We start from the raw sequence: 24,345 nt of genomic DNA, 5'->3' as shown, positions 1-24,345 counted from the left end.
ATAGTGACCAAAACAGCACACCGGACAGGTGCGCGTTCCAGTCACGGGGCGCACTTGCAGGTTTTCCTGTTCTGGAAACGCTTAAGCGAGGCAAGGATTTAGCCCCTGGAGCGACTGTTCATCCGGACATTGCCAGCGGCTTGGCCATAGGCAGGATCTGCAAGCCGTTATGCGCGAGGGAAGGTGCAGATTCGCGGTAACCCAAATGGCGATAGAACGCTTCGCCGGTGCGCGTGCTGTTGAGATGGACGGTGCGCACACCGCGAACCCGCAGCCAGCCTTCCAGATCGTTCATCAGCGCCCTCCCGACGCCACGGCGAAATGATTCCGGTTGTACGTGGCAAAGCACAACGTCGCCATCCAGACGGGCCATGCCGATACCGACCGGTTTGTCCGCCAGCATGGCAATACTCAGATAGAAGTGCGGATTCGCGAGCCAGGCACTGATGAAATCGGCAGACTGCTGCCGGGTCCAGTCACTGACGATCAACGGGTCGTTGCGGTGATCGAGCGCACAACCAAAACGGATCGAGCGTTCGATGATACGGCTGATGATTCCGACGTCGGCCAGAATGGCCGGACGAATGCAGACAGGTGCTTGCATGGCGCTGTTCCCTCAATCCATTGAGTCAAGGCTGGCGCCGACCTTAACGTCAGCGCCGCCGATTAACCAATGCAGAGAAGTTACATTTGATGTGCAGACGTCAGAGGGACTGCAACGGCATCGTCAGCTCAACGCGCAAACCATCCGGGCGGCTGTCGAAATGCAGGGCGCAGTCGCAACGCTGGACGATCGCCTGGACAATCGCCAGGCCGAGGCCGCAACCGGTGCTCTGACCGTTGCGCCAGAAGCGCTGGGTCAGGTGCTGCAAATCATCCGGCGCAATGCCCGGGCCATGGTCGCGTACGACAAAACGCACGCGGTTGCCGATGGTTTCCAGACGCAGCTCGACCGCACAATCTTCGGAGGTATGGCGCAGGGCGTTGTCGAGCAGATTGCGCAACGCGGCGATCGACAGCACCGCAGGCATTTGCAACGGTGCAGACGAGAGTTCGGCGGGCAGGTGCAGTTTGATCCGCAGACGCTCGCCACCCGTAGCGTCGGCAATCGCCAACCTGGCCACTTGCTCGGCGCTGTACTGCGTGCCGTCGTCGAAGGACAGACTGCCCTCGACCCGTGCCAGCAACAGCAGTTGCTCAAGCGTGCGGTGCAAACGGTCGGCGCCCTCCTCGGCCCGCGCCAGCGATTGATCGCGGGCGCTGCCCTCGGTCATGCGCGCCACTTGCAGGTGCGTCTTGATCGCCGTCAGCGGGCTGCGCAGTTCATGCGCGGCGTCACCGGTCAACCGACGTTCGCGCTCGATGGTCTTGCCGATGCGCTGGAACAGCTGATTCTGGGTATCGAGCAGCGGCTTCAATTCGCTGGGAAACGATTGCAATTGCAGTGGTTCGAGGGAGTCGGCATTACGTCGCATCAAGGCTTCGCGCAGGCGATTGAGCGGTGCCAGGCCTTGCCCGATTCCCAGCCACAACAGGCACAGACAGCCGAGCAACGCCACGCCTACGGGCACCGACGCCGCCAGCAGGATCGACATGTTCAGGGCTTCGCGTTCAATCTGCCGATCCGCCGTGGTAATCCGTACATCGCCCCGGGCGAGGGTGAAGCTGCGCCACGGTGCGCCGTCGATCATCTGATCGTGGAAGCCCATTTTCTCGGCCTCCAGCGCTTGTTCGGGATTGTTATGACTGCGCGCGAGAATTTCCCCGCGCAACGAGCTGACCTGACAGGCCATGCCGCCGGGAATGTTCAGTTGCTCGGCACTGAAATGCGTGCCCTCGCCTTTGCTCGGCAATGTCGGCAATTGCTCCAGCAACCCGGCAACCATGCGTGCCGAAGCTACCAGACGCTGGTCGAGGGAAAACATCATCTGGTTGCGCAGATCGCTGAGCATCCAGGCCGCTGCCAGCGCCCAGATCAGCGCGAACGCGGCGCCAAGGGTCAGGCTCAAGCGCAGGCGCAGGCTCATCACTTGCCTTGATCTCCACCATCGGCCGGCCCCAGGCGATAGCCCAGACCGCGCACGGTTTCGACGATACCTTTACCGAGTTTGCTGCGCAGGTGATGGATATGGACGTTCAGCGCGTTGCTTTCCAGCTCATCGTTGAAGCCGTAGACGCTGTCCTTCAACTGCTCGGTGGACAGGACCCGCCCGCGATTGTGCAGCAGTGCCTGCAACAGCGATTGCTCGCGCCGCGACAGGTCCACCGATTGCCCGGCCAGCCGGGTTTCGCGGCTGCTCGGGTCGTAGGTCAGCGCACCGTGCTCGATCAGGTTGACGCTGCGCCCGGCCACCCGCCGCAGCAAGGTCTGCAGACGCGCAAACAACTCACGCAAATCGAATGGCTTGAGCAAGTAGTCATCAGCACCGGCCTGCAAGCCGTCTACGCGATCGGTGACCGAGTCGCGCGCCGTCAGGATCAACACCGGAATTTCCAGGCCGTGCTGGCGTAACTGCTGCAACAATTTCAGGCCATCTTCGTCGGGCAAACCGAGATCAAGCACCATCACATCAAACTCGGCAACCTTGAGCATCGCCCGGGCCTTGGACGCCGTATTGACATGCTCGACGGTCAAGCCTTGAGCCGTGAGGCCGGCAACGATGCCGCTGGCGATCAGCTCATCGTCTTCGCAAACCAATACGTGCATGGGAGCTCCCTGAGCAAAAACGCGAGTGAAGCAGGTGAGGATTAAGCGGCAATTATGGCTGTCACCTGGGGTTACGGGAAGCCGAGTCAAGAACAGGTCGTGTCTGCACGGCTGTATCGACTGTTTGAAACAGGTAAACAGCGCGCAACTCCCGCCCCTGCAAACAGCCCATGAAATAAATCCCGACATATAGCCGCTACATTTTAATAACTACCCGAGATAGCCTGAGCAGGCACTAAAAACTACGGCTTCTTTAAAAGGACTTTAATAAACATGCCTGCATTGAATAACTTTGTTGCGGTCGACTGGCGCTCTGGCGCAGATCGCATTTACTTTTTTTTCAAGGATACCGACACCTATTCCCGGTTCAATATCGGCGGCGATGTTCCGAACGGCTATCCCGCCTCTACCGACGGCAGATGGGACACTTTCACGCCTTACATCCAAAACCTGCGCTTCGGCTTCACCACGACGTCTTTGGGTTACAACACGCGCAGCGACGAAGATATCGCCTGGCTGTTCTTTTACTACGGCGATACCCCGGCCGTGTGCAAATACGACCAGGATACAGACAAGGTTTCAGGCATCTACGCGTTAGCCGACACACTCTGGAAACCGATACTTCCCTACTTTGACAAAATCATTGCCGGCACCTGGACAGAGGTTTCCGGCCACCCTTTCCTGTTCAAATTCATTCTGAACGACGGTCATTACCTGAGCTTCAACTACAAGGCAAAAACACTCACCCGCAATGCCTTTGGTCAGAACCGCCTGGGTGCCCTGGCCCCTTACAAGGACCGGATCATCACGGCGGCCCAAAACGATCGAACTTTCGCCGACAGCTATTGGTATATTTTCCTCACCCATAACCAGTATCTTGTTTACAACATACAGGCCGACAAGCTCGCATCCGGCCCGCACACCATCAACGAAAGCAACTGGCCAGGGTTGTTACGCAACTGACCGGGCCGGCAGCGGCATCACAGGGCGCGGTTAATCATCGGTTAATCGCTACCGCCCATTGTGCCCCCACTTGCACAGGGACAAGGCTCCTCTCCATGCGTCATATTTTTCTACTGTTTGCGCTTCTGATCTCAGGCCTGGCCCAGGCGGGAAACAATCCTTTCGAGACAAAACCGGATTTTCTGCCGGTCGATAAAGCGTTCGTTCTCACCTCAGAGCGCCTGGAATCCGGTGAAACCCAGCTGTTCTGGCAGATCACCGACGGCTACTACCTGTATCAGAAACGCCTGAAGTTCGACGGTTTGAGTGCTGCACAACAGCCGACGCTGCCAGAGGGTGAATCCCACAGCGACGAGTTCTTCGGAGAACAACCGGTTTATCGCCAAGGGCTGGAGGTAAAGATCCCGGCGACGGCGACCGGTCAAATCAAGGTCAGCTATCAGGGCTGCGCCGATGCGGGTCTGTGTTACCCGCCGCAAACCCGGGTCATTGATCTGGGCGGTAAAGCGGTCACGCCGGCCAGTGCGCAAGCACCGGATGAAGCCCTGGCCAACAGCCTTCAGCAACGAGCACTGGGCTGGAGCCTGCTGGTATTTTTCGGCCTCGGCCTGCTGCTCGCCTTCACCCCTTGCACATTGCCGATGTTGCCGATTCTGGCGGGGATGATTGTCGGCAGCGGCGCGACGCCACGCCGGGGTTTCGCGCTGGCCGGCAGTTATGTGATCTGCATGGCGCTGGTGTATGCGGCGATGGGTGTGATCGCTGCGCTGCTCGGGGCGAACCTGCAAGCCTGGTTGCAAAACCCGTGGTTGCTGGGTGCGTTTGCCGCAGTGTTTGTGGTGCTGGCATTGCCGATGTTCGGCTTCTTTGAACTGCAATTGCCGGTGGCCTTGCGTGACCGACTGGAACACGCCTCGCGCAGTCGCAGCGGCGGCAGCCTGGTTGGCGCCGGCGTGCTCGGCGCACTGTCCGGTCTGCTGGTCGGCCCGTGCATGACCGCGCCACTCGCCGGTGCGTTGCTGTACATCGCGCAAAGCGGCAACGCCCTGCACGGCGGGCTGATTCTGTTCTCGCTGGGGATCGGCATCGGTGTGCCGTTGATGTTGCTGGTGACCGTAGGTAATCACTTCCTGCCCAAACCCGGCGACTGGATGAACCTGCTCAAGGGCGTGTTTGGTTTCCTGTTCCTCGCCACGGCGTTGCTGATGTTGCGCCCGGTGCTGGACCCGTCGTTATGGCTCGGTCTGTGCGGCGCCTTGTTGTTGATCGCTGCCTACTGCGCGTGGAAGCAGTCCGAAGGCTTCGGCCGTGTCGCTCAGTTGTTCGGCGCCACTGCATTGCTGCTTGGGTTATGGGGCAGTTTGCTGATGATCGGTGCAGCCGGCGGCAGTGACGATCCGTATCAACCGCTGCAGGTTTACAGTGGCGACCGTGTCGCCAGTGCTGCGCCGAATGGTCATGATGCGTTCACCACCATCAAGGAACCGGCAGCACTGCAACGCGAACTGGATGCCGCCAAGGCCCAGGGCCAGTGGGTGCTGCTTGATTACTACGCCGACTGGTGCGTTTCCTGCAAAGTCATGGAAAAGCAGGTGTTCGGCAAGGACAAGGTGATGCAGGCGTTGAGCGACGTACGCCTGCTGCGCCTGGATGTGACCGCCGACAATGCCGCCAGCCGCGAATTACTCGGCCGCTATAAAGTGCCGGGGCCACCGACTTTTGTCTGGATCGGCGCCGACGGCGAAGAGCGCCGCAGCCAGCGCATCACCGGTGAAGTCGATGCCGATACGTTCCTGCAACGCTGGACCATCACCCGAGACGCCAACTAATGCTGACTTTCACCCTCGGCACCTTTGCCATCGCGCTTAACCATTTGCTGCTGATCAGTGCATTGGCACTGGCGACCTTCGTCGGTTGGCGAGTGGCCAAACGCGGTGGCGATAATCCCGAGTCGGCGCTGTTCAGTCTGTTCCTGATTGGCATGCTCGCGGCCCGCATCGCATTTGTCGCGATGTACTGGAGCCACTACCGCGATGATCTGTGGCAGATCGTCGACCTGCGCGATGGCGGTTTTCTCGCCTGGCCGGGAGTCATCGTGTTGCTGCTCGTCGCACTGTATCGCGGCTGGCGTCGCCCGGGGCTGCGTCGGCCACTGGGTTTTGGCGTGGCCAGTGGTTTGCTGTTCTGGGTGATGGCGACACTGTCGTTGAACATCTACGAACAAGGCACGCGGCTGCCAGACATCTCCTTGCGTAACGCCGCCGGGGAAACCATCCAGCTCAGCGACTATAAAGGTGGGCCGCTGGTGATCAACCTGTGGGCCACCTGGTGTCCACCGTGCCGACGCGAGATGCCGGTACTGGAAAACGCCCAGCAGCAACGCCCTGACCTGACGTTCCTGTTCGTCAATCAGGCCGAAAGCATGCAAAGCGTTGCGACGTTTCTCGAAACCCAGGGCCTGAGCCTGACCAACGTGTTGTTCGACCGCAGCGGTCGTTTGGGTCAGGCCGTGGGTTCCATGGCATTGCCGACTACCCTGTTCTATAGCCCCGATGGTCGCCTGTTGGCCAGTCACCTGGGCGAGTTGTCGAACGCCAGTCTGGCTCGCGCAATGGAAAACTTCGACACACCCAATTCAAATCCGAACCCGGCCTCCGCACCGACCACTTCGTCAAGGAAACTGCCATGCCCCGCCTCCGCCACCTGCTGACGCTGACTCTGGGCACTGCCCTGTTGCAACTGCCGTCGGTTCAGGCCGCTGAAGAATTGCCTGCCGCGATCAAGCAGATCGAAGCCAAAGGCGCGAAAATCGTCGGCCAGTTCGATGCTCCCGACGGTTTGCGCGGTTACGCGGCGCAATACCAGAACCGCGGCATGGCGTTGTACCTGACCCCGGACGGTAAGCACGTTCTGCTGGGCAACCTGTACGACGCCGACGGCAAAGACCTGAGCAGCGAACCGTTGCAGAAGCTGGTGTACGCGCCAATGGCCAAGGAAGTCTGGGCCAAGTTCGAGGCGAGCAACTGGATTCAGGACGGCAACAAGGATGCGCCGCGCACGGTGTACCTGTTCAGCGATCCGAACTGCCCGTATTGCAACGTGTTCTGGGAACAGGCCCGCCCGTGGGTCAAGTCCGGCAAAGTGCAATTGCGCCACATCATGGTCGGGATCATCCGCGAAGACAGCCCGGGAAAATCCGCCGCGTTGCTCGCCGCCAAAGACCCGGCCAAAGCGCTGGAAGATCACGAAAAGGCCGGCAAGGGCAGTTCGCTCAAGGCCTTGAAAGACATCCCGGTAGCCGTGCAAACAAAATTGGCGGCGAACATGCAGTTGATGGACGACCTTGAATTGCAGGCCACTCCGGCGATTTTCTACATGGATGACAAGGGTGAGCTGCAACAGCAACAAGGCGCGCCGACGCCGGACAAGTTGGCGAAGATTCTCGGACCTAAATAAGCAAGATCAAAAGATCGCAGCGTGCCGCACATCCTTATAGGAGCTGCGGCACGCTGCGATCTTTTTCTCATCAGCGCCGCGAATCGCGCTCAGCCAAAAACTTCAGCAACGCGTCATTCACAAACTGCGGATTCTCCAGATTGGAGATATGCCCCGCCTCCGGCACCAACACGCACGGACAACCGATCAGCTCGGCCATTTCCTGCGCTTCCGTCGGCGGCCGTGGCTTGTCCTGATCACCGCACAGCACCAGGGTGGTCACGGCGTTCAGTTCGCCCAGACGTGGCAACAAATCATCGCGACCGAAGGTGATGCGGCCCATGGGTACGACGCTTTCGCGCAGACGTTCGGATGAATACCCCGCGAGTTTGGCGCGGAAATCCTGATACAGCGCCGATTGTGGATCGATGCCCGGGCGGAAGAAAATCGGTACAACGATGTCGAGCAACGCGTCGGAAATTTCGCCGCTTTCCTCAATCTGCTTGAACAGCGAGAAGTAGTACTGACGGGTTGGCTCGGGTTCGACGCCGACGTAAGTGTCCATCAGCACCAGACCGTTAAGCCGATGCGGTGCCGACAGCGCAAGACGTACACCCCACATGCCGCCGACCGACAGGCCGACCAAGGTGATCTGGTCGATATCCAGATGATCGAGCAACGCCTGCGCCTGACGCGCGATGTCATCCAGCGATGTGGTGTTTTCCGGCAATCGCCCGGACTCTCCGTGGCCCCAGAGGTCCAACGCAATCACCCGATAGTGCGGCGCCAGCGCGGCGATCTGCGGCGCCCACATGGCCTGATCCCACAGATAGCTGCCCGCCAGCAACACGGCCGGGCCTGTGCCTTGATCAATGTAGTGAAGTGCCTGTCCATCAACCGTGAAAAAAGGCATCGACTAACCCCTCGTTTGCAAAAAGAGAACCGGCAGACTGAGCTGGCACTGCTCGACAGTCAAATGTCTGAAAGCAAAAAGGTCGCAGCCTGCGGCAGCTCCTACAGGGAAACGCATATTTCTCTGTAGGAGCTGCCGCAGGCTGCGATCTTTTGCTGTTAAAGCCCCTCCAGCTCCGCCATCAGATCATTCAACCGATCCACCTTCTCCTCTGTGATTTCACTGGCCGCCAGCCCGTCGATGTACTCGGCCAGTTCCTCCACCGTGCTGCATTCGAACATCGCCCGCAGCGGCACATCGCGTTGCAGGGCTTTCTGTACGCGCGAGGCGATCTGCGTGGCGAGCAACGAGTGACCGCCGAGTTCGAAGAAGTTGTCGCGCACACCAACCTGCTCGATCTTCAGCACCTCGGCCCAGATATCTGCCAGGGTTTGCTCCAGCTCGTTGCGCGGCGCCAGGTAATCCTGGCTCTGCAACTGACCGATTTCCAGTGCCGGCAAGGCCTTGCGATCAAGCTTGCCGTTGGCGTTGAGCGGCAGTTGCGCGAGCCACAGCCAGTGCAGCGGCACCATGTATTCCGGCAGTTCACTGCGCAGGCGTTGTTTGATGCGCTCCAGGCGTTCGCTCGGGTTTAGCGCAGAATCCGCAGCCACGAGATAGCCGACCAGATGCTTGCCGTTGATGCCTTCCTGCACACCGACCGCCGCATCGCGGACTTCCGGTTGTTCGTGCAGACGCGCTTCGATTTCACCCAATTCGATCCGGTAACCGCGAATCTTCACCTGATGGTCGACGCGACCGACGTATTCCAGCACGCCATCGCTACGGCGTCGCGCCAGGTCACCGGTGCGATACAAGCGTTCGCCCGGCGCGCCGAACGGGTTTGGCACAAACACCGGCGCGGTGCGCAGCGGATCGCTGACATAGCCGCGACCGACACCCGTGCCTGCCACGCACAATTCGCCCACTGCGCCCACCGGTACCAACTCCAGCGCGCCATCCAGCAGGTACAACAAGTTGTTATCGGTCGGTGTACCGATCGGCAAATAACTGCCGCGTGTCGACGCCATGTCCACGCGGTAGAACGCCACGTCATCCGAGCATTCCGCCGGGCCGTAAGCATTGACCAGACCAATGTCCGGGTAACGCAGTAGCCACTGGTGCGCCAGTTCCGGCGGCATTGCTTCACCGGTCGGCAGCATCCAGCGCAGACCGTCGAGGCTCAGACGATCCGAGGCGAGCATGCCCTGAATCAGCGACGGCACACTCTCCAGCACGGTAATGCCCTGGGCCTGCACATGCACCAGCAAACCTTGCGGATCGTGAGCGATGGTATTCGGCACGATGTCGACCCGCGCGCCGAACAGCGGCGCGGCGAGGAACTGCCAGACCGAAATATCGAAGCTCTGCGAAGCGGTTTGCGCGATGACATCAGTCGCCGTCAGATTCAGGTACGGCACCTTGCTCAACTGGTTATTGAGCATGCCGCGCTGCTCGACCATCACGCCTTTCGGCAGGCCGGTGGAGCCTGAGGTATAGATCACATAAGCGAGGTTGTCCGGACCACTGTGAATGCCAGGGTTTTGCACCGATGTCGCCAGCGCTTGCACCTCTTCCCACACCAGCAAGCGTGGACGATTGGCACAGCTGAACTCGTCGAGCAAAGTCTGCGCCTGTTCACGGCACGCTTCGCTGCACACCATTACGGGCGTGCGGCTCAGCTCAATGATCCGTTGCAGGCGCTGACTCGGCAGACCCGGATCCAGCGGCAGGTAACCCGCGCCAGCCTTGAAGCTGCCGATGATCATGCCGAGCAGATCGAGATTACGCTCGGCCAGCAACGCCACCGGTTGATCCATTTGCACCCCGGCTGCGACCAAAGCATGGCCGAGACGGTTGGCATTGCGGTTCAGCTGCGCATAGTTCAATTGCTGATCGAGGCAACTGGCGGCAATGCGCTCCGGATGCGCCGCAACTTGCGCTTCGAACAGCGAAACGTAGCTCTGCTCCAACGGATAGTCGTGGGCGCTCTGGTTGCATCGGTGGAGCAGAAAGTCCTGCTCCTCACTGCCCAGTATCGGCAGATCGGCCATGTCGCCATGGAAACCGTCGACCAGCGCCAGCAGCAGACGCTTGAACTCGCCGAGCATGCGTTCGACCGTCGACTCGTCGAAGTAACGCTGGTCATACGACAGGTGCAGCCCAAGGTCATCGCCCGGGTAGCACACCGCCGTCAGCGGGAAGTTGGTGTGGGTCCGGCCCGAATCCGAGGTCGCGTTGAGGCTCTGCGCGCGGTCCAGTACCGAGACTTCTACCGGCGCGTTTTCGAACACAAACAGGCTGTCGAACAGCGGCTGGCCTTTCGGCAATTCGCTCTGTTCCTGAATGCTCACCAGCGGCAGGTATTCGTACTCGCGCAGTTGCATGTTGCTGTCGAGCAACCCGCTCAGCCATTGCCGCACGCTGGTGCGCTGATCGTCCGCCGGCATCTGCACTCGCAGCGCGATACTGTTGATGAACAGGCCGACAGTGCGTTGCATTTCCGGCATGTCCACCGGACGCCCGGCAACGGTCACACCGAACAGCACGTCGCGATCACCGCTCATGCGCCGCAGCACCAGCGCCCACGCCGCTTGGGCGAAGGTGTTGATCGTCAATTGATGAGCCTGAGCCAGTTCACGCAGTCGAACGCCATCCGCAACATTGAGGCGGGTGTAGCGGTCACCGACGACCATGCCGCCGCTTTCGCCGGCATGTTCACGCAGGAATGGTCGGTCGCTCGGGATCGGCGTGGTGCGTTCAAACCCTTGCAGGTTCTGCTGCCACCACTGGCGCGCCTCCGCCAGGCTCTGACGTTGCAGCCAGCCGATGTAATCGCGATAACGCGGCGGCACGCTCAGTTGAGCTTCGCGACCTTCGCCAAGCGCGGTGTAAATCTCGAAGAAATCGTTCATCAGCAGCGAACGGCACCAGGCATCGATGAGGATGTGGTGGTTGCTCATCATGAACCAGTAGCGCGCCGCGCCGACCTTGATCAGACGCAGGTGGAACGGTGCCTGGCTGAGCAGATCGAACCCGGCCTCGCGCTCGCTTTTGAGCAGCGCTTGCAGCTTGGGTTCCTGCTCGGCGTCGCTGATGGCGCTCCAATCCAGATACTCGATTGGCGTGCGACCCGGCGTGTGAATCACTTGCAGCATATCTTCGCCAACGTTCCAGCAGAACGAGGCACGCAACGCTTCGTGACGACCGACCACGGCTTGCCACGCTTGAGCGAAACGCTCGGGGTCGAGTTCGCTGTTGATGCGATAGCGATCCTGCATGTAGTACAGACCGGTGCCAGGTTCGAGCAGCGTGTGCAGCAACATGCCTTCCTGCATCGGCGTCAGCGGATAGACGTCTTCGATGTGCGCGGCCGGCACTGGCAACGCATCGAGTTGCGCCTGGGTCAGTTTCGCCAGCGGGAAGTCCGACGGCGTCAGGCCACCGGCCTCGTTTTGCAGGCAATGCTCGATCAGGCTTTGCAATTCGCCCAGGTAGGCGTCGGCCAGATCATTGATGGTCTGCGCTTCGTAACGCTCGGCGCTGAAGGTCCAGCGCAGCAGCAACTCACCGCCGTAGACCTGACTGTCGACGCTCAACTCGTTCGGCAACGGCGCCTGCGGATCGTGGGCCGCGCCGACCGGCTCGTCCAACGGACGGAACAGCGCTTCGCTGCCGAAACTCTGGTCGAACTGGCCGAGGTAGTTGAAGGTGATCGGCGCATTCGGCAGCGCGGCCATGCTGCGTTGGCTGAGGTCATCAGCCAGATAACGCAGCACGCCATAACCCAGGCCTTTGTGCGGCACGGCGCGCAACTGCTCCTTGATCGCCTTGATCGAAGCGCCCTGCCCGGCGGCCTCTTCGATGTTGTGCGGGGTCAGGCGCAATGGATAGGCGCTGGTGAACCAGCCGACGGTACGGGTCAGGTCGATCTCGTCGAACAGGGTTTCGCGGCCGTGGCCTTCGAGTTGAATCAGCGCCGACGGTTGGCCGCTCCAGCGGCACAGCACACGGGCCAACGCGGTCAGCAGCAGGTCGTTGACCTGCGTGCGATAAGCACTCGGCGCCTGTTGCAACAATTGTTGGGTGCGCTCGGCATCGAGACGCACGCTGACGGTTTGCGCATGGCGATTCTGCTGGCGGCCCTGCGGATTTTCACACGGCAGATCGGCGCTCGGGCCGGCCAGTTGGGTCTGCCACCAGTTCAGTTCTTCGCGCAGTGATTCGCTACCGGCGTAAGCCTGCAGCCGTGCCGTCCAGTCCTTGAAGGCACTGGTTTTCGCCGGCAGTTTCACCGACTGCCCGGCGTCGAGTTGGCGATACACGGTTTGCAGATCGTCGAGCAAAACGCGCCACGACACGCCGTCGACCACCAAGTGATGAATCGCAATGAACAGGCGTTGCTGACCGTGCGGGCCATCGACCAACAGGGCACGCAGCAGCGGACCGTGCTCCAGATCAAGACTGCGCTGAGCATCGGCGAACAGCGCCTCGCACGTGTCCATCGAGGCGACGCGTACGGGTGACAAAACAACGGCATCCGCGACCGGTTGATGTGTCGCTTGCCACTGACCGCCCACCTCGGTGAAGCGCAGACGCAGGGCGTCGTGCTGCTCGATCACCGCCCGTAGCGCTTGCTCCAGAAGCTGCGGCGCCAACGCCACAGTGGGTTCCAGCAACAACGCCTGGTTCCAGTGCTGACGCTCAGGAATATCGGTGTCGAAGAACCAGTGCTGAATTGGCGTCAGTCGCGACTCACCAGCCACCAGACCTTGCTCGGCTTTCACCAACTCGGTGCGGCTGGCCACTGCGGCGAGAGTTTGCACGGTCTGATGCTGGAACAGGTCACGCGGACTGAAATGAATGCCCTGCTGACGCGCGCGGCTGACCACTTGAATCGGCAGAATCGAATCGCCACCCAGCTCGAAGAAGTTGTCGTTGAGGCCAACCTGTTCGACGTTAAGCACTTCGCACCAGATCTGCGCCAGGGTTTGTTCGAGCTCGTTGCTCGGCGCCACGTAGTCCTGACGATTCAGTTCGGGATCTGGCGCCGGCAGTGCGCGGCGATCCAGTTTGCCGTTGGCGGTCAGCGGCATGTTCGCCAGCAAAATCAGGTGGGTCGGCACCATGTAATCCGGCAGTTGCGCCTTGAGGTGCGCCTTCAGTGCTTCGCGCAGTTCAGACTGTTCGGCTTCGCTTTGCTCGGCAGGCTCGGTGACAAGGTAGCCAACCAGTTGCTTGCCGCTCGGCGCATCCAGCGCCAACACCACCGCTTCGCGGATCGCATCGTGATCAAGCAAGCGCGCTTCGATTTCGCCGAGTTCGATACGGAACCCACGGATTTTCACCTGATGGTCGATCCGTCCCAGGTACTCGACCAGACCGTCGGCACGCTGGCGCACCAGGTCGCCAGTGCGATACATGCGTCCGCCATCAGCGGCAAACGGGTCAGCGACAAAACGTTCGGCCGTGATACCCGGACGGTCGTGATAAGCCTGCGCCAGACCGGCGCCGCCGACAAACAATTCACCGGTCGCGCCTTGCGGCACCAGCGCCAGATCGGCATCGAGAATGTACGCCACGCGAGCGCCGATCACGCTGCCGATCGGCACACTGCCGGCGCCCTCTTCGAGCACGTCCGGGGCCAGGCTGGCCAGCGGCATGACCACGGTTTCGGTCGGGCCATAGGCGTTGAAAAACAGGCTCGGCTTGAACGCCGCACGAATGCGTTGCAGGTGTTCGCCGGTCAGCGCTTCGCCACCGGTGATGATCATCCGCACCGGCAGAATGTCGTTTTGCGTGGCCAGGAACTGCGCCAACTGGCTGCCGTAGCTCGGGGTGAAACCCAGGACGTTGATGCGATGGGTGCGGATCAGCCCGCAGATTTCCTCGGCATCCCACTGACCTTGCGCCCGCAACACAACCTGCGCGCCGCTGAGCAGCGGCACCAGCAAGCGCTCGGTCGCAGCGTCGAAGTTGATCGAATAGAAGTGCAACTCGCAGTCGTCAGGGCGCATGCCGAAACGCTCGATGACGGCCTGGCAATGCATGGCGATTTCGCCGTGGGACACCACCACGCCTTTCGGTTTACCGGTCGAGCCCGAGGTGTAAATCAGGTAGGCCTGATGCTGCGGCAGGCTGATAAATGGCAGTTCTGTGGACGGATACTCGGCCAGTGCGGCGCTGTCCTCTTCCAGGCACCAACTCGCCACGCTCGACGGTAGCTCGCCGAGCGCGTTGAACATCGCGCGATCACTGAGCAGCAGACCGATGCGGCTGTCTTCAATCATGTAATGCAGGCGATCGAGCGGGTATTCCGGGTCGAGCGGCACATAGGCGCCGCCGGCCTTGAGGATCGCCAGCAGGCCGATGACCATCTCCAGCGAACGTTCAAGCGCCAGACCAACGCGCACTTGCGGGCCAACCCCGCGCTCACGCAGGGCCCAGGCCAGACGATTGGCGCGGGCGTCGAGTTCGGCGTAGCTCAAGGTCTGGCCGGCAAAGGTCAGGGCTGGCGCATTTTTGCGCAGCAGCGCTTGCTCGGCAAACAGGTGATGAATGCACTGATCGAGACGATGCTCGCCCGGCTCGACGCCGAGGCTGTCGAGCAGTCGCTGTTGCTCCGGCGCGCTCAGCAGCGGCAGTTCGCTGAGGCGTTGTTGTGGGTCGGCGATCAGCGCTTGCAGCAGGTTGCGCCAATGTCCGGCCATGCGCGCAATGGTCGGCTCATCGAACAGATCAGTGCTGTACGTCAGGCAGCAGCCCAGGCGATGGTCGAGGTCGGTGACCTCCAGGTTGAGATCGAACTTGGTCGCCCGCGCATCGTTGGCCAGGTACTCGACGGTCATGCCGGCGAGCATACGGCTCTGCTGGAATTCCCAGCGCTGCACGTTGCACATCACCTGAAACAGCGGGTTGTAAGCGGCGCTGCGCGGTGGCTGCAAGGCTTCAACCAGATGATCGAACGGCAGATCCTGATGGGACTGCCCTTCGATGACGGTGTGGCGCACCTGCTCGAACAATTCGCCGACCGACATCTGCCCGTCGAGCTGGCAACGCAGCACCTGAGTGTTGAGGAACGCGCCGATCAGCCCTTCGCTTTCCGGGCGGATACGGTTGGCCACCGGCGCGCCGATGCGCAGATCGGTCTGGCCGCTATAGCGGTAAAGCAGCGTGGCGAGTGCGGCGGTCATGGTCATGAACAGGGTCAGGCCGTTTTGCGCATTGAACGCCCGGACCCGCGCAGCGAGGTCATCACTGAGATCGAAACGGAACAGTTCACCCTGATGGCTCTGCACCGGTGGACGCGGACGGTCGCCCGGCAGTTCCAGCAGCGGATGTTCGCGGCCCAGTTGCGCGGTCCAGTAGTCGAGTTGACGCTGACGCTCGCCGGACTCCAGCCAGTTGCGCTGCCAGACGCTGTAGTCGAGGTACTGCACCGGCAACGGCTCCAGCGGCGAATCGCGATCATCGACGAACGCTTCGTACAACGCGCTGAGTTCACGGGCAAAAATGTCCATTGCCCAGCCTTCGGTGACGATGTGGTGCAAGGTCAGGACGAAGTAATGCTCATGCTCGGCAGTCTTGACCAGACAGGCGCGCAGCAGCGGACCGGTTTCCAGATCAAACGGCAGATGCGCTTCTGCGTCGGCCAGTTGCTGGACTTTTTGCTCACGCAGGTCAGCCGCGAGTTTCGAGAAATCTTTCCAGCCCATCCGCACGCCAGTCTCGGCATGCACCTGCTGACGGGCCACGCCGTCGACACTCGGGAACGTCGTGCGCAGGGTTTCGTGACGCAGGATCAGCGCTTGCAACGCCGCCTCGAAATGTTCGACATGCAACACGCCACGCAGGCGCGCCATGCCGCCAACGTTGTACGCCGGGCTGTCCGGCTCCATCTGCCAGAGGAACCACATGCGCTGCTGGGAGTACGACAACGGCACTGGCTGGCTGCGGTCGACTTTTTCGATCGGCGGCTGTTGGTTGGTGCGACCGCTGACCTGGATCTGGCGAATCTGTTCGGCGAAATCACCGAGTTCACTGTGTTCAAACAAGGCGCGCAACGGCAATTCGACGTCGCAGGCCTGGCGGGAGCGGGAGATGATTTGCGTGGCCAGCAGCGAATGACCGCCGAGGGCAAAGAAATCGTCGCGCAGGCCGATTTGCGCCAGGCCCAGCACTTCGCGCCAGATCGCGGCGATCTGTTGCTCCAGTTCAGTGACCGGTTCGACATGCTCACGCACTTGCCATTGCGGCTCGGGCAAGGCGCGGCGGTCGAGTTTGCCGCTCGGGCTCAGCGGCATTGCGTCGAGGCGCATCAGTTGCGCCGGGACCATGTACTCAGGGAGTTCGGTGGCCAGTGCGGTTTTCAGTCGGGCGATTTGCGCGTCCCCGTCTGCGCTGGCATCGGTCGCCGTGAAGTAGCCGATCAGTTGCGCGCCGGCAGCGGTTTCACGCACCAGCACCACGGCTTGGGCGACACCGTCCTGCGCGAGAAGACGTGCTTGGATTTCTTCCGGTTCGACGCGAAAGCCACGCAGTTTGACCTGTTGATCGAGACGGCCGAGGTATTCGATCACGCCATCGTCAGTCCAGCGTGCACGGTCACCGGTGCGGTACAGGCGAGCACCCTGCTCGCCCAATGGATCGACCACAAAACGTTCGGCGGTCAGCGCCGGGCGACCGAGATAACCACGCGCCAGACCGATACCGCTGATGCACAGCTCACCGGGAACGCCCGCAGGTACAGGATTGAGGTCAGCGTCGAGCACGCGACAAATCACGTTGCCCAGCGGTCGGCCAATGGGCGAGCGCTCGCCATCAGCGGCAGTGCAATGCCAGTGGGTGACGTTGATCGCGGTTTCAGTCGGGCCATAGCGGTTGTGCAGTTGCACTGCCGGCAGTTGCGCCAGCACGCGGTTGCGCAACTCGGCTGGCAACGCTTCGCCTCCGGAGAACACCCGGCGCAGGCTGGTGCATTCGGCGCTGAGCGGCTCGTCGATGAACAGCGAAAGCAGCGGCGGCACGAAGTGCAGCGTGGTCACGCCATATTCCTGCACAAGCCGGGCGATGCGATGCGGATCACGGTGCTCACCCGGTGCAGTAATCAGCAGGCGCGCACCCGTGATCAGCGGCCAGAAGCATTCCCACACCGACACGTCAAAACTGATCGGTGCTTTTTGCATCAGCACGTCGGTTTCGTTGAGGCGATAAGTGTTCTGCATCCATTGCAGACGTTCAGCCAGTGCCGCGTGGGTGTTGCCGACGCCTTTCGGTTGACCGGTGGAGCCGGAGGTATAAATCACGTAGGCGAGGTTGTCGCCGTGCAGGTGCAGACCCGGGGCCTGGCTTGGCCAGTTTTCCAGATGCAGGGCATCCATGGCGATGACGCTGACGCCTTCGCGGGCCGGCAAGCGATCGAGCAATTCGGTCTGCGTCAGCAGCAAATCGACGCCGCTGTCGCTGAGCATGTAGGCCAGACGCTCGGCCGGATAATCCGGATCGAGCGGGACATAAGCGCCGCCCGCCTTGATGATCGCCAACAGGCCGATCAGCAGCTGCGGCGAACGCTCGGCCGCGATGGCCACGCAGACATCCGGACCGACACCTTTGTCGCGCAGGTAGTGCGCCAGTCGATTGGATTGAGCATGTAGCTCGGCGAAATCGAGACTGCCGCCCTCCCACACCAGCGCGGTGCTTTGCGGAGTCAGGCGCAGTTGTTCGTTGAGCAATTCCGGCAGCCATTGCTCAGCCTTGGCGCACGGGGCGCTGCTCCAGTCTGATTGCTGGTCGCTTTCGCTGGCAGTCAACAGTTGCAGATCGCCGATGGCGTGGTGCGGACGCTCGCAGACATCGCGCAGAAGATTGCTGAAATGCTCAGCCAGACGCTCGATGGTCGCGGCGTCGAACAGCTCATCGGCATAGTCGAAGGACAAGGTCAGGCGACCGTTGCGGTCTTCTTCACTGTGCAATTGCAGATCGAACTTGGCTTCGCGACTGTGCCACGGCAACTCTTCGGCGAGCAGACCGGGCAGGCGTTTGAGTGCGCTGAGGTCACGTTGCTGATGGTTGAACATGACCTGGAACAAACCTTGTTCGCGGGCCTGCGGGAAGGCTTCGAGCAGTTGTTCAAACGGCAGGTCCTGATGGGCTTGTGCGCCGAGTGCAGCCTCGCGGGTTTGCGCCAGCAACTCGGTGAACGACCGGCGTGATTCAACGTCGGCGCGCAGCACCTGAGTGTTGATGAAGAAGCCGATCAGGCCTTGGGTTTCCAGCCGTGGACGGTTGGCATTGGGTACGCCAATGCGAATATCGCGTTGACCGCTGTAACGGTGCAGCAAGCTCTGGAATGCCGCGAGCAAGAGCATGAACGGTGTGGCATCGTGCGCGTGGGCAGTCTGCCGAATGGCTTCGCTCAGGCTGACGCTCAGACGTACGCTGTGGCGCGCGGCACTGCGAATGCGCTGCGCCGAACGCGGATGATCGGTGGCCAGTTCCAGCGTCGGATGCTCATCGCCCAACTGCGCTTTCCAGTAGGCCAGTTGCCGCTCGCCCTCGCCTTGCGTCAGCCATTGGCGCTGCCAGCTGCCGTAGTCGGCGTACTGGGTTGGCAATGGCGCGAGCTCGGTGCGCTGGCCTTGGGAAGCGGCGGCGTACAGGCGCGCGAATTCATCGATCAACACGTTCAGCGACCAGCCGTCAGCGATGATGTGGTGCAACGTCACCAGCAACTGGTGATCTTCGTCATCAAGGCGAATCAGCGTCACCCAGAGTAGCGGGCCTTTTTCCAGATCGAACTGGGTACGCGCTTCGTCCTCGCGGATTTGCTCAGCGCGTGCTTCACGCTCCCGGGTTGGCAAGTCGCTGATGTCGATCAGTTGCAGGTTGAATTCAGCCGCAGCATCGACTTGTTGCAGCGCCACGCCGTCGCGTTCGAAGAAGCGCGTGCGCAGGGATTCGTGGCGTTCGATCAGTTGCTGGAAGCTTGCGCGCAGGGCGTCTTCATCGAGTTCACCGCGCAGCCGCAGCGCCCCCGGAATGTTGTAAGCGCTGCTGTGCGGATCGAGTTGCCAGGTGATCCACAAGCGATTTTGCGCCAGCGATTGTGGCATTGCCTCCGTGCGCGAAAGGGAAGTGATTTCGCCTTGAACGCTACCGCCATCCTTTTGTTGCCGGGCCACGGCAGCGGCGAACGCGGACAACGTCGGCGCTTCGAAAAGCACACGCAGGCTCAGCGCCAGACCGAGCTCTTCGCGCACTCGGGCAATTACTTGCGTGGCAGCAATCGAGTTGCCGCCGAGCAGGAAAAAGTGATCGTCGGCATTGACCTGTTTGACGTTCAGTTGCGCAGCCCAGATCTTGCCGATCAGGGCTTCGAGCTCGGAAGCTTGCAGGGTCGATTCGGCACCTTGCGCTTCATCTGACGGGAACACCGCATAGCTGTCGAGGCTGCCATCGGCCAGACGACTGCGGCAAGCCGAACGCTGCAATTTGCCGCTGGAGGTTTTCGGCAATGCGCCCGGATTGAGCAGCACCACCACGCTCGGTGCTTGCTGACAAGCCTCGGCCACCGCTTGGCGGATAGCTTTGATCAGCGCTTCTGGCGGCAGAATTTTCTGCACGCTGCGGCTGATTTCCGCTGCGATCCCGATGCCTTCTTCGCCGTCCTGAGTCACCGCGAACGCCGCGACCCGGCCCTTGCGCACCACTTCCACTTCGCTCTCGACCGTCTTCTCGATGTCCTGCGGATAGAGGTTATGGCCGCGCACGATCAACATGTCTTTCAGGCGACCGGTGATGAACAGTTCGCCGTCACGCATGAAACCCAGGTCACCGGTGCGCAGCCACGTGCGGCCGGCGTGCTGGACGAAAGTCCTGGCGCTGGCCTCGGGGTTGCGCCAGTAACCGTGCGCGATGCTCGGGCCGGCCGCCCAGACTTCGCCGACGGCATTGTCGGCGAGTTCTTCAAGACGGGCTGGCTCGACGATCAGCACCGCGTGCTCTGGCTGGCTGATGCCGCAACTCATGATCGCGCTGCCATCGCCCGGCTCTGCACGGTTTTGCGCCAACGCCTGATCGTCCACGCGCAGCGCAGGAATACCCTTGCCCCGCGGCGTGCCGGCGACGAACAGCGTGGCCTCTGCCAGACCGTACGAAGCCATGAAACTGTCGGCACTGAAACCACACGCCGCGAATTTTTCGGCGAAGCGTTCGTTGGTGTCGAGACGGATCGGCTCGGAGCCGGAATAGGCCACGCGCCAGCGACTGAGGTCGAGACGTTCAAGCGCCGATTCACTGACCCGCTCGCTGCACAAGCGATAGGCGAAATCCGGTCCGCCGCTGATGGTGCCACCGTATTGGCTGATCGCTTCGAGCCAGCGCAGTGGCCGGCCGAGGAAGTACGCCGGCGACATGAGGATGCACGGCACGCCACTGAAAATCGGCTGCAACAGACCGCCGATCAAACCCATGTCGTGGTACAGCGGCAGCCAGCTGACGATGACGTCATCGGGGTTCACGTCGATGCCGAAACCGTGGCGAATCAGCAGCTCGTTGGCGACCAGATTGCCGTGGCTGACCTGCACGCCTTTGGGCAGCGCGGTCGAGCCGGAGGTGTATTGCAGGAAAGCGATGTGATCGGCCGGCAGCGTCGGTTCAACCCAGCGCTCGGCCAAAGCGCTGTCGAGGGTATCGACGCACAACAGCGGCGGTGCGCCTTCGATCTGTTGCAAGGCATCGCGCAAGTCGGCGCTGGTCAGCAGCAGGCGCGGTTCGGCGTCGCCAATGATCGACAGCAGGCGCTCTTGATGATGACGGCGGGCCGATTCCGGTGGATAGGCCGGCACCGCGATCACCCCGGCATACAGGCAACCAAAGAACGCCGCAACGTAATCCGGGCCGCTAGGAAACAGCAGCACCGCACGATCAGCAAACTCGGTCTCGGCCTGCAACGCAGCGGCAATGGTGCGCGCGCGTTGGTCCAGTTCGCGATAGCTGAGAACCACAGCCTGCTCTTCGTTTTCGGCAAGAAAACGCAAGGCCAGCCGATCCGGCGTCAGGGCCGCGCGGCGCTGGAGGGCTTGGACCAGGGTGCTGGGGAGTTCGAACGCGTCGGTCATGAGGTTTCCTGCCTGAATTCGGCTTGCTAGTGGAATCGGGTTGCTGCGACACGCCCTTCCAGGGCATGCAGGACGCGGTCTACGCCGACCGCGCAAGGCATGGGAATGCTGTCTGGCCGGGAGTCTTTATCCGGAACCATTCACCAATGAGAACGGATGACGTCTGGAAATAATTAGTCGGCAGACGGGATCGCTAATGGGGGCGGGGTGCGGCGGCGTGTCGCAGTTCTCAGATCACAATAATTCAATGGATTGTTTCTCTTTCTCATTTGACAATCATTATCATTCAACATAATTTGTCGCTCGATGTGTAGGGCGGCCCCGCCCCCGGGCGCCCCACTAACCTATTGGCAGTAAGGTGATTTCCATGACGGAACAAGTATCCACAAGCAGGTGCGATTCACCGCTACTTCAGGCATTCGTCGACAATCGACTGATTCTGGTCAAGATTGCAGCACGCATTACCGGCTGTCGTTCGCGCGCCGAAGACGTGGTCCAGGATGCGTTTTTCCGACTGCAGTCGGCACCGCCGATCACCTCGTCGATCAAGGCGCAATTGAGTTATCTGTTCCAGATCGTGCGCAACCTTGCGATCGATCACTACCGCAAACAGGCGCTGGAGCAGAAGTACTCCGGCCCTGAAGAGGAAGGGTTGAACGTGGTCATTCAAGGTGCTTCGCCGGAAATCTCGCACATCAACTTCTCGACCCTGGAAAACATCGCCGATGCGCTGACCGAGCTGCCGAGTCGTACGCGCTATGCGTTCGAGATGTATCGCCTGCACGGTGTGCCGCAGAAGGACATCGCCAAGGAGCTCGGCGTATCGCCGACCCTGGTCAACTTCATGATTCGTGATGCGCTGGTGCACTGCCGCAAGGTGTCGGGCAATCGCCGTGATTCGGTGGCTGTGGGTCGTCGTTAAGACCGCGTCGTCCGCACAAAAAAGATCGCAGCCTTGGGCAGCTCCCACACGGTTAACGCGAAACCCGTGCAGGCGCTGCCCAAGGCTGCGATCTTTTGCTTTACGGCAATATCAAGCCAACGTGCACCGATCAAAAAACCGCTCACGCCCCAACATCATCAGCGCTGCACGTTTGTGCGGGAAGTCGAATTGTTTTTCGCAGTGAAAGCATTGGTTTTGCATGTAGCCGATCATCTTCGCGTTGTCGGCACGCGGCTCGGCGACGACCCGTTGAGTCCGTGGTTCGTCGAGAAACAGGTAATGCACCAGTGCCGACAACCAACTCGCCACTTTGTGCGGGCCACGGTGCTCCTCCTCCCCCACCAGCATGTGAATGCCACGGTCGTAATTGTCGGAATCGTAGAACGGCGCGATGCGATCTTCCTTGGCCCAATAGGCTTCGAAATAGGCAAATGGCTGATCGTCGAAACAGCCGATCAGGGTCAGCGTGTGCGGATCGGCGTCGAGTTTGCTCAGGTATTCGCGATGCTGCTCGAGACTGCCTTGCTCTTCCCAGAAACTGGCGACTCGCGGGTTGTTCTGCCAGCGATTGAAGCGCTGCAGGTCTGCTTCGATCTCGACCGTGCGCAGAGAAATCCAGGCACCAAGGCGCGCATCAAAACGCCGATAGACTTCACCGCGAGGCTTCACCGGCCGCAGCGGGTGGCGCTTGCCCTGGCTGATCATCATTTGTTGCGGATAACAGCCAGTCAGCGATGTGCCGAGCCACGGTTGCGGCAGTTGCCAGAATAGCGTGCGCTCGCAGCGGTATTCGCCGGCCACTTCAGTGCTCACCAACAGACCACTGAGCAAGGCTGCGGTTGGCGGCTGGTCGAGTTGCCAGGTCAATTGCTGGCACGCCGGGTCTCGAGCAAATAACCAATAACAGGCTGCCCACAGGGCTTGCCCGGGCGGCAAGGCGAAACGCTCGTCGATCTGGATCGGCCCTTTGGCCTCGCGATCAAGGCGCAAGCGAATCAGCGGTTGCCCGTCCAGGCTCAGGCTCAAACGGCTTTCGGTTGCATCGGCTACCAACTGGCTGCCCGAAGGCAGGGCCAGGGCAGTCAGGTCATTCAGGTTGGACATGGGTCGGGCTCACGATAATCGTCGACAGTTCAACGATGTGACGTGACTCGAGGGTAAAAAATTAAGCTCATTTGCAAAAAATACTTAAGCTTCCTTCTTTGAGGATATTTCCTTCAAGCGGATACGGGTCACGTCGTAATCATTTCCGCCGACAGAATTAACATGACTTACCAGTCGCAGTTGCACATTGCTGGAGTTGGCAATGAAGGTGTTACCCACGGTTATCCATGTTCGCGACAGAAGGCGCATCGGCTCCACAATGATCGAATCATTACTTTCCAGCGAGAGTGTGGGTGCCGGATTGGCCGGACTGTTTCTCCGAAGTTCCAGAGTAAATTCATAACGACGGCCCGGCACCAGATACTCATATTCCTTGATCAGATGGATGCCGTTGTTTGGACTCGTATACCCCCAATTCCATAGATAGTCCCCAGTTGCATCACTCTTCACAATGAGATCCAACGGATTCGCTGCGCCAGGTCCTTTCTTCCACCTGTTCCATCCCGTCTCGCCGAAATCTGTGTAGTCATTGAGTAACTGATACGGAAGGTTACGAATATTATGAGTCGTACGCGGAAGTTCCTGGGCAGCTTTAATATCTGATTGACCGTCATACGCGAGATAGCATTCGATCGTCAAAGCTGAATAATCATCCAGGGAGAACAGCCATCCGCGTGGAATAGTCAGCCGGATACCATTGAGATGGCATTCCTCAATCACTGCCGCCTCCAAAAGCCACAGCAATGTCTGGGATGGGTAATCACGTTGGCCCACAGCACGAACCCAGATCTTCTGACCCACGGCAAAAAAAGGTGGGCGGGCTAATGTGACTTCGGGGTCATGAGGGAAACCTGGCAGATACAGCCGTTCAACCCCATCGACAACAGTTACATCTGGAAGAACCGGGCCAGGTAGATCAGACCTATCCAGATATTGCACCTGGAGTTCAAGCCTCTGTGATTCCCATGAGGCATTGCCTCGAAAAACCTTATACCAGGCGGCGGCGAAAACTGAGTGCAACACCTGACCTTTCCGGTACGGTGCTGTCCCTATGTCTTATTCCGAACTCAGCGTTGAAGAGCGCGCCACCATTCAAATCGGTCATGCCCAAGGTTTCAGCCTG

13 protein-coding genes are annotated in these 24,345 nt (G+C 60.6%); 6 read left to right on the top strand and 7 right to left on the bottom strand.

What is annotated here, in order from left to right:
- Positions 1-118 precede the first annotated feature (118 nt).
- The 3 genes from JJD74_RS26910 to JJD74_RS26900 form a co-directional block, all read right to left on the bottom strand.
- Positions 119-604, bottom strand: coding sequence for a GNAT family N-acetyltransferase (locus tag JJD74_RS26910; protein ID WP_042560208.1), 486 nt, complete (start codon positions 602-604; stop codon positions 119-121).
- Between the two features lie 100 nt (positions 605-704).
- Entirely contained in the window at positions 705-2,027 is a 1,323-nt protein-coding gene (locus JJD74_RS26905; protein WP_150596170.1) for an ATP-binding protein, read from the bottom strand.
- Positions 2,027-2,707: a response regulator gene (locus JJD74_RS26900; protein WP_042560210.1), complete on the bottom strand. Its 681-nt coding sequence runs from the start codon at positions 2,705-2,707 to the stop codon at positions 2,027-2,029. The genes JJD74_RS26905 and JJD74_RS26900 overlap by 1 nt, the downstream gene beginning before the upstream one ends.
- 273 nt (positions 2,708-2,980) lie before the next feature.
- On the opposite strand from JJD74_RS26900, the gene JJD74_RS26895 reads away from it, so the two are divergent.
- From JJD74_RS26895 to dsbG, 4 genes are all read left to right on the top strand, one after another.
- Positions 2,981-3,670, top strand: coding sequence for a hypothetical protein (locus tag JJD74_RS26895; RefSeq protein ID WP_115147552.1), 690 nt, complete (start codon positions 2,981-2,983; stop codon positions 3,668-3,670).
- A gap of 95 nt (positions 3,671-3,765) precedes the next feature.
- Positions 3,766-5,499, top strand: coding sequence for a protein-disulfide reductase DsbD (dsbD, locus tag JJD74_RS26890; RefSeq protein ID WP_200617204.1), 1,734 nt, complete (start codon positions 3,766-3,768; stop codon positions 5,497-5,499).
- Positions 5,499-6,380 carry a TlpA disulfide reductase family protein gene (locus JJD74_RS26885; protein WP_200617203.1) on the top strand — a complete coding sequence of 294 codons (882 nt, stop codon included), beginning with the start codon at positions 5,499-5,501 and terminating at the stop codon, positions 6,378-6,380. The genes dsbD and JJD74_RS26885 overlap by 1 nt, the downstream gene beginning before the upstream one ends.
- On the top strand, positions 6,356-7,126 hold the full coding sequence (gene dsbG / locus JJD74_RS26880) for a thiol:disulfide interchange protein DsbG (RefSeq protein ID WP_150593195.1): 771 nt from the start codon (positions 6,356-6,358) through the stop codon (positions 7,124-7,126). The genes JJD74_RS26885 and dsbG overlap by 25 nt, the downstream gene beginning before the upstream one ends.
- Positions 7,127-7,196: 70 nt before the next feature.
- Here the strand turns inward: dsbG and JJD74_RS26875 are convergent, their stop codons facing one another.
- The gene (locus JJD74_RS26875; RefSeq protein WP_200617202.1) at positions 7,197-8,018 is read right to left on the bottom strand and encodes an alpha/beta fold hydrolase; all 822 of its coding nucleotides are present in this window, start codon (positions 8,016-8,018) and stop codon (positions 7,197-7,199) included.
- Positions 8,019-8,176: 158 nt separating this feature from the next.
- On the bottom strand, positions 8,177-21,175 hold the full coding sequence (locus JJD74_RS26870) for a non-ribosomal peptide synthetase (protein WP_200617201.1): 12,999 nt from the start codon (positions 21,173-21,175) through the stop codon (positions 8,177-8,179).
- 367 nt (positions 21,176-21,542) lie between these two features.
- On the opposite strand from JJD74_RS26870, the gene JJD74_RS26865 reads away from it, so the two are divergent.
- On the top strand, positions 21,543-22,097 hold the full coding sequence (locus JJD74_RS26865) for an RNA polymerase factor sigma-70 (RefSeq protein WP_042560216.1): 555 nt from the start codon (positions 21,543-21,545) through the stop codon (positions 22,095-22,097).
- A gap of 111 nt (positions 22,098-22,208) precedes the next feature.
- Here JJD74_RS26865 and JJD74_RS26860 read toward each other — a convergent pair whose 3' ends face one another.
- Entirely contained in the window at positions 22,209-23,222 is a 1,014-nt protein-coding gene (locus tag JJD74_RS26860) for a GNAT family N-acetyltransferase (RefSeq protein ID WP_200617200.1), read from the bottom strand.
- A gap of 84 nt (positions 23,223-23,306) precedes the next feature.
- Positions 23,307-24,161, bottom strand: a complete 855-nt coding sequence (locus tag JJD74_RS26855; RefSeq protein WP_234451886.1) for a hypothetical protein — start codon at positions 24,159-24,161, stop codon at positions 23,307-23,309.
- Positions 24,162-24,273: 112 nt separating this feature from the next.
- On the opposite strand from JJD74_RS26855, the gene JJD74_RS31170 reads away from it, so the two are divergent.
- Positions 24,274-24,345, top strand: a 72-nt coding sequence (locus tag JJD74_RS31170) for a helix-turn-helix domain-containing protein (protein WP_146469857.1), incomplete at its 3' end; no start/stop codon positions are given.

Origin of the sequence: Pseudomonas sp. MF6776 (assembly GCF_016613125.1) — a bacterium.
Lineage (GTDB): Bacteria > Pseudomonadota > Gammaproteobacteria > Pseudomonadales > Pseudomonadaceae > Aquipseudomonas > Aquipseudomonas iridis.
The sequence above is the reverse complement of the archived record's forward strand: the minus strand, read 5'-3'. Positions and strand labels throughout refer to the sequence as shown.

Bases quoted from the DNA above. Each gene is read 5' to 3' on its own strand.
- dsbG (WP_150593195.1), top strand. From the start codon at position 6,356: ATGCCCCGCCTCCGCCACCTGCTGACGCTGACTCTGGGCACTGCCCTG.
- JJD74_RS26885 (WP_200617203.1), top strand. From the start codon at position 5,499: ATGCTGACTTTCACCCTCGGCACCTTTGCCATCGCGCTTAACCATTTG.
- JJD74_RS26910 (WP_042560208.1), bottom strand. From the start codon at position 604: ATGCAAGCACCTGTCTGCATTCGTCCGGCCATTCTGGCCGACGTCGGA.
- JJD74_RS26860 (WP_200617200.1), bottom strand. From the start codon at position 23,222: ATGTCCAACCTGAATGACCTGACTGCCCTGGCCCTGCCTTCGGGCAGC.
- JJD74_RS26870 (WP_200617201.1), bottom strand. From the start codon at position 21,175: ATGACCGACGCGTTCGAACTCCCCAGCACCCTGGTCCAAGCCCTCCAG.
- JJD74_RS26895 (WP_115147552.1), top strand. From the start codon at position 2,981: ATGCCTGCATTGAATAACTTTGTTGCGGTCGACTGGCGCTCTGGCGCA.
- JJD74_RS26865 (WP_042560216.1), top strand. From the start codon at position 21,543: ATGACGGAACAAGTATCCACAAGCAGGTGCGATTCACCGCTACTTCAG.
- JJD74_RS26900 (WP_042560210.1), bottom strand. From the start codon at position 2,707: ATGCACGTATTGGTTTGCGAAGACGATGAGCTGATCGCCAGCGGCATC.
- JJD74_RS26875 (WP_200617202.1), bottom strand. From the start codon at position 8,018: ATGCCTTTTTTCACGGTTGATGGACAGGCACTTCACTACATTGATCAA.
- JJD74_RS26905 (WP_150596170.1), bottom strand. From the start codon at position 2,027: ATGAGCCTGCGCCTGCGCTTGAGCCTGACCCTTGGCGCCGCGTTCGCG.
- dsbD (WP_200617204.1), top strand. From the start codon at position 3,766: ATGCGTCATATTTTTCTACTGTTTGCGCTTCTGATCTCAGGCCTGGCC.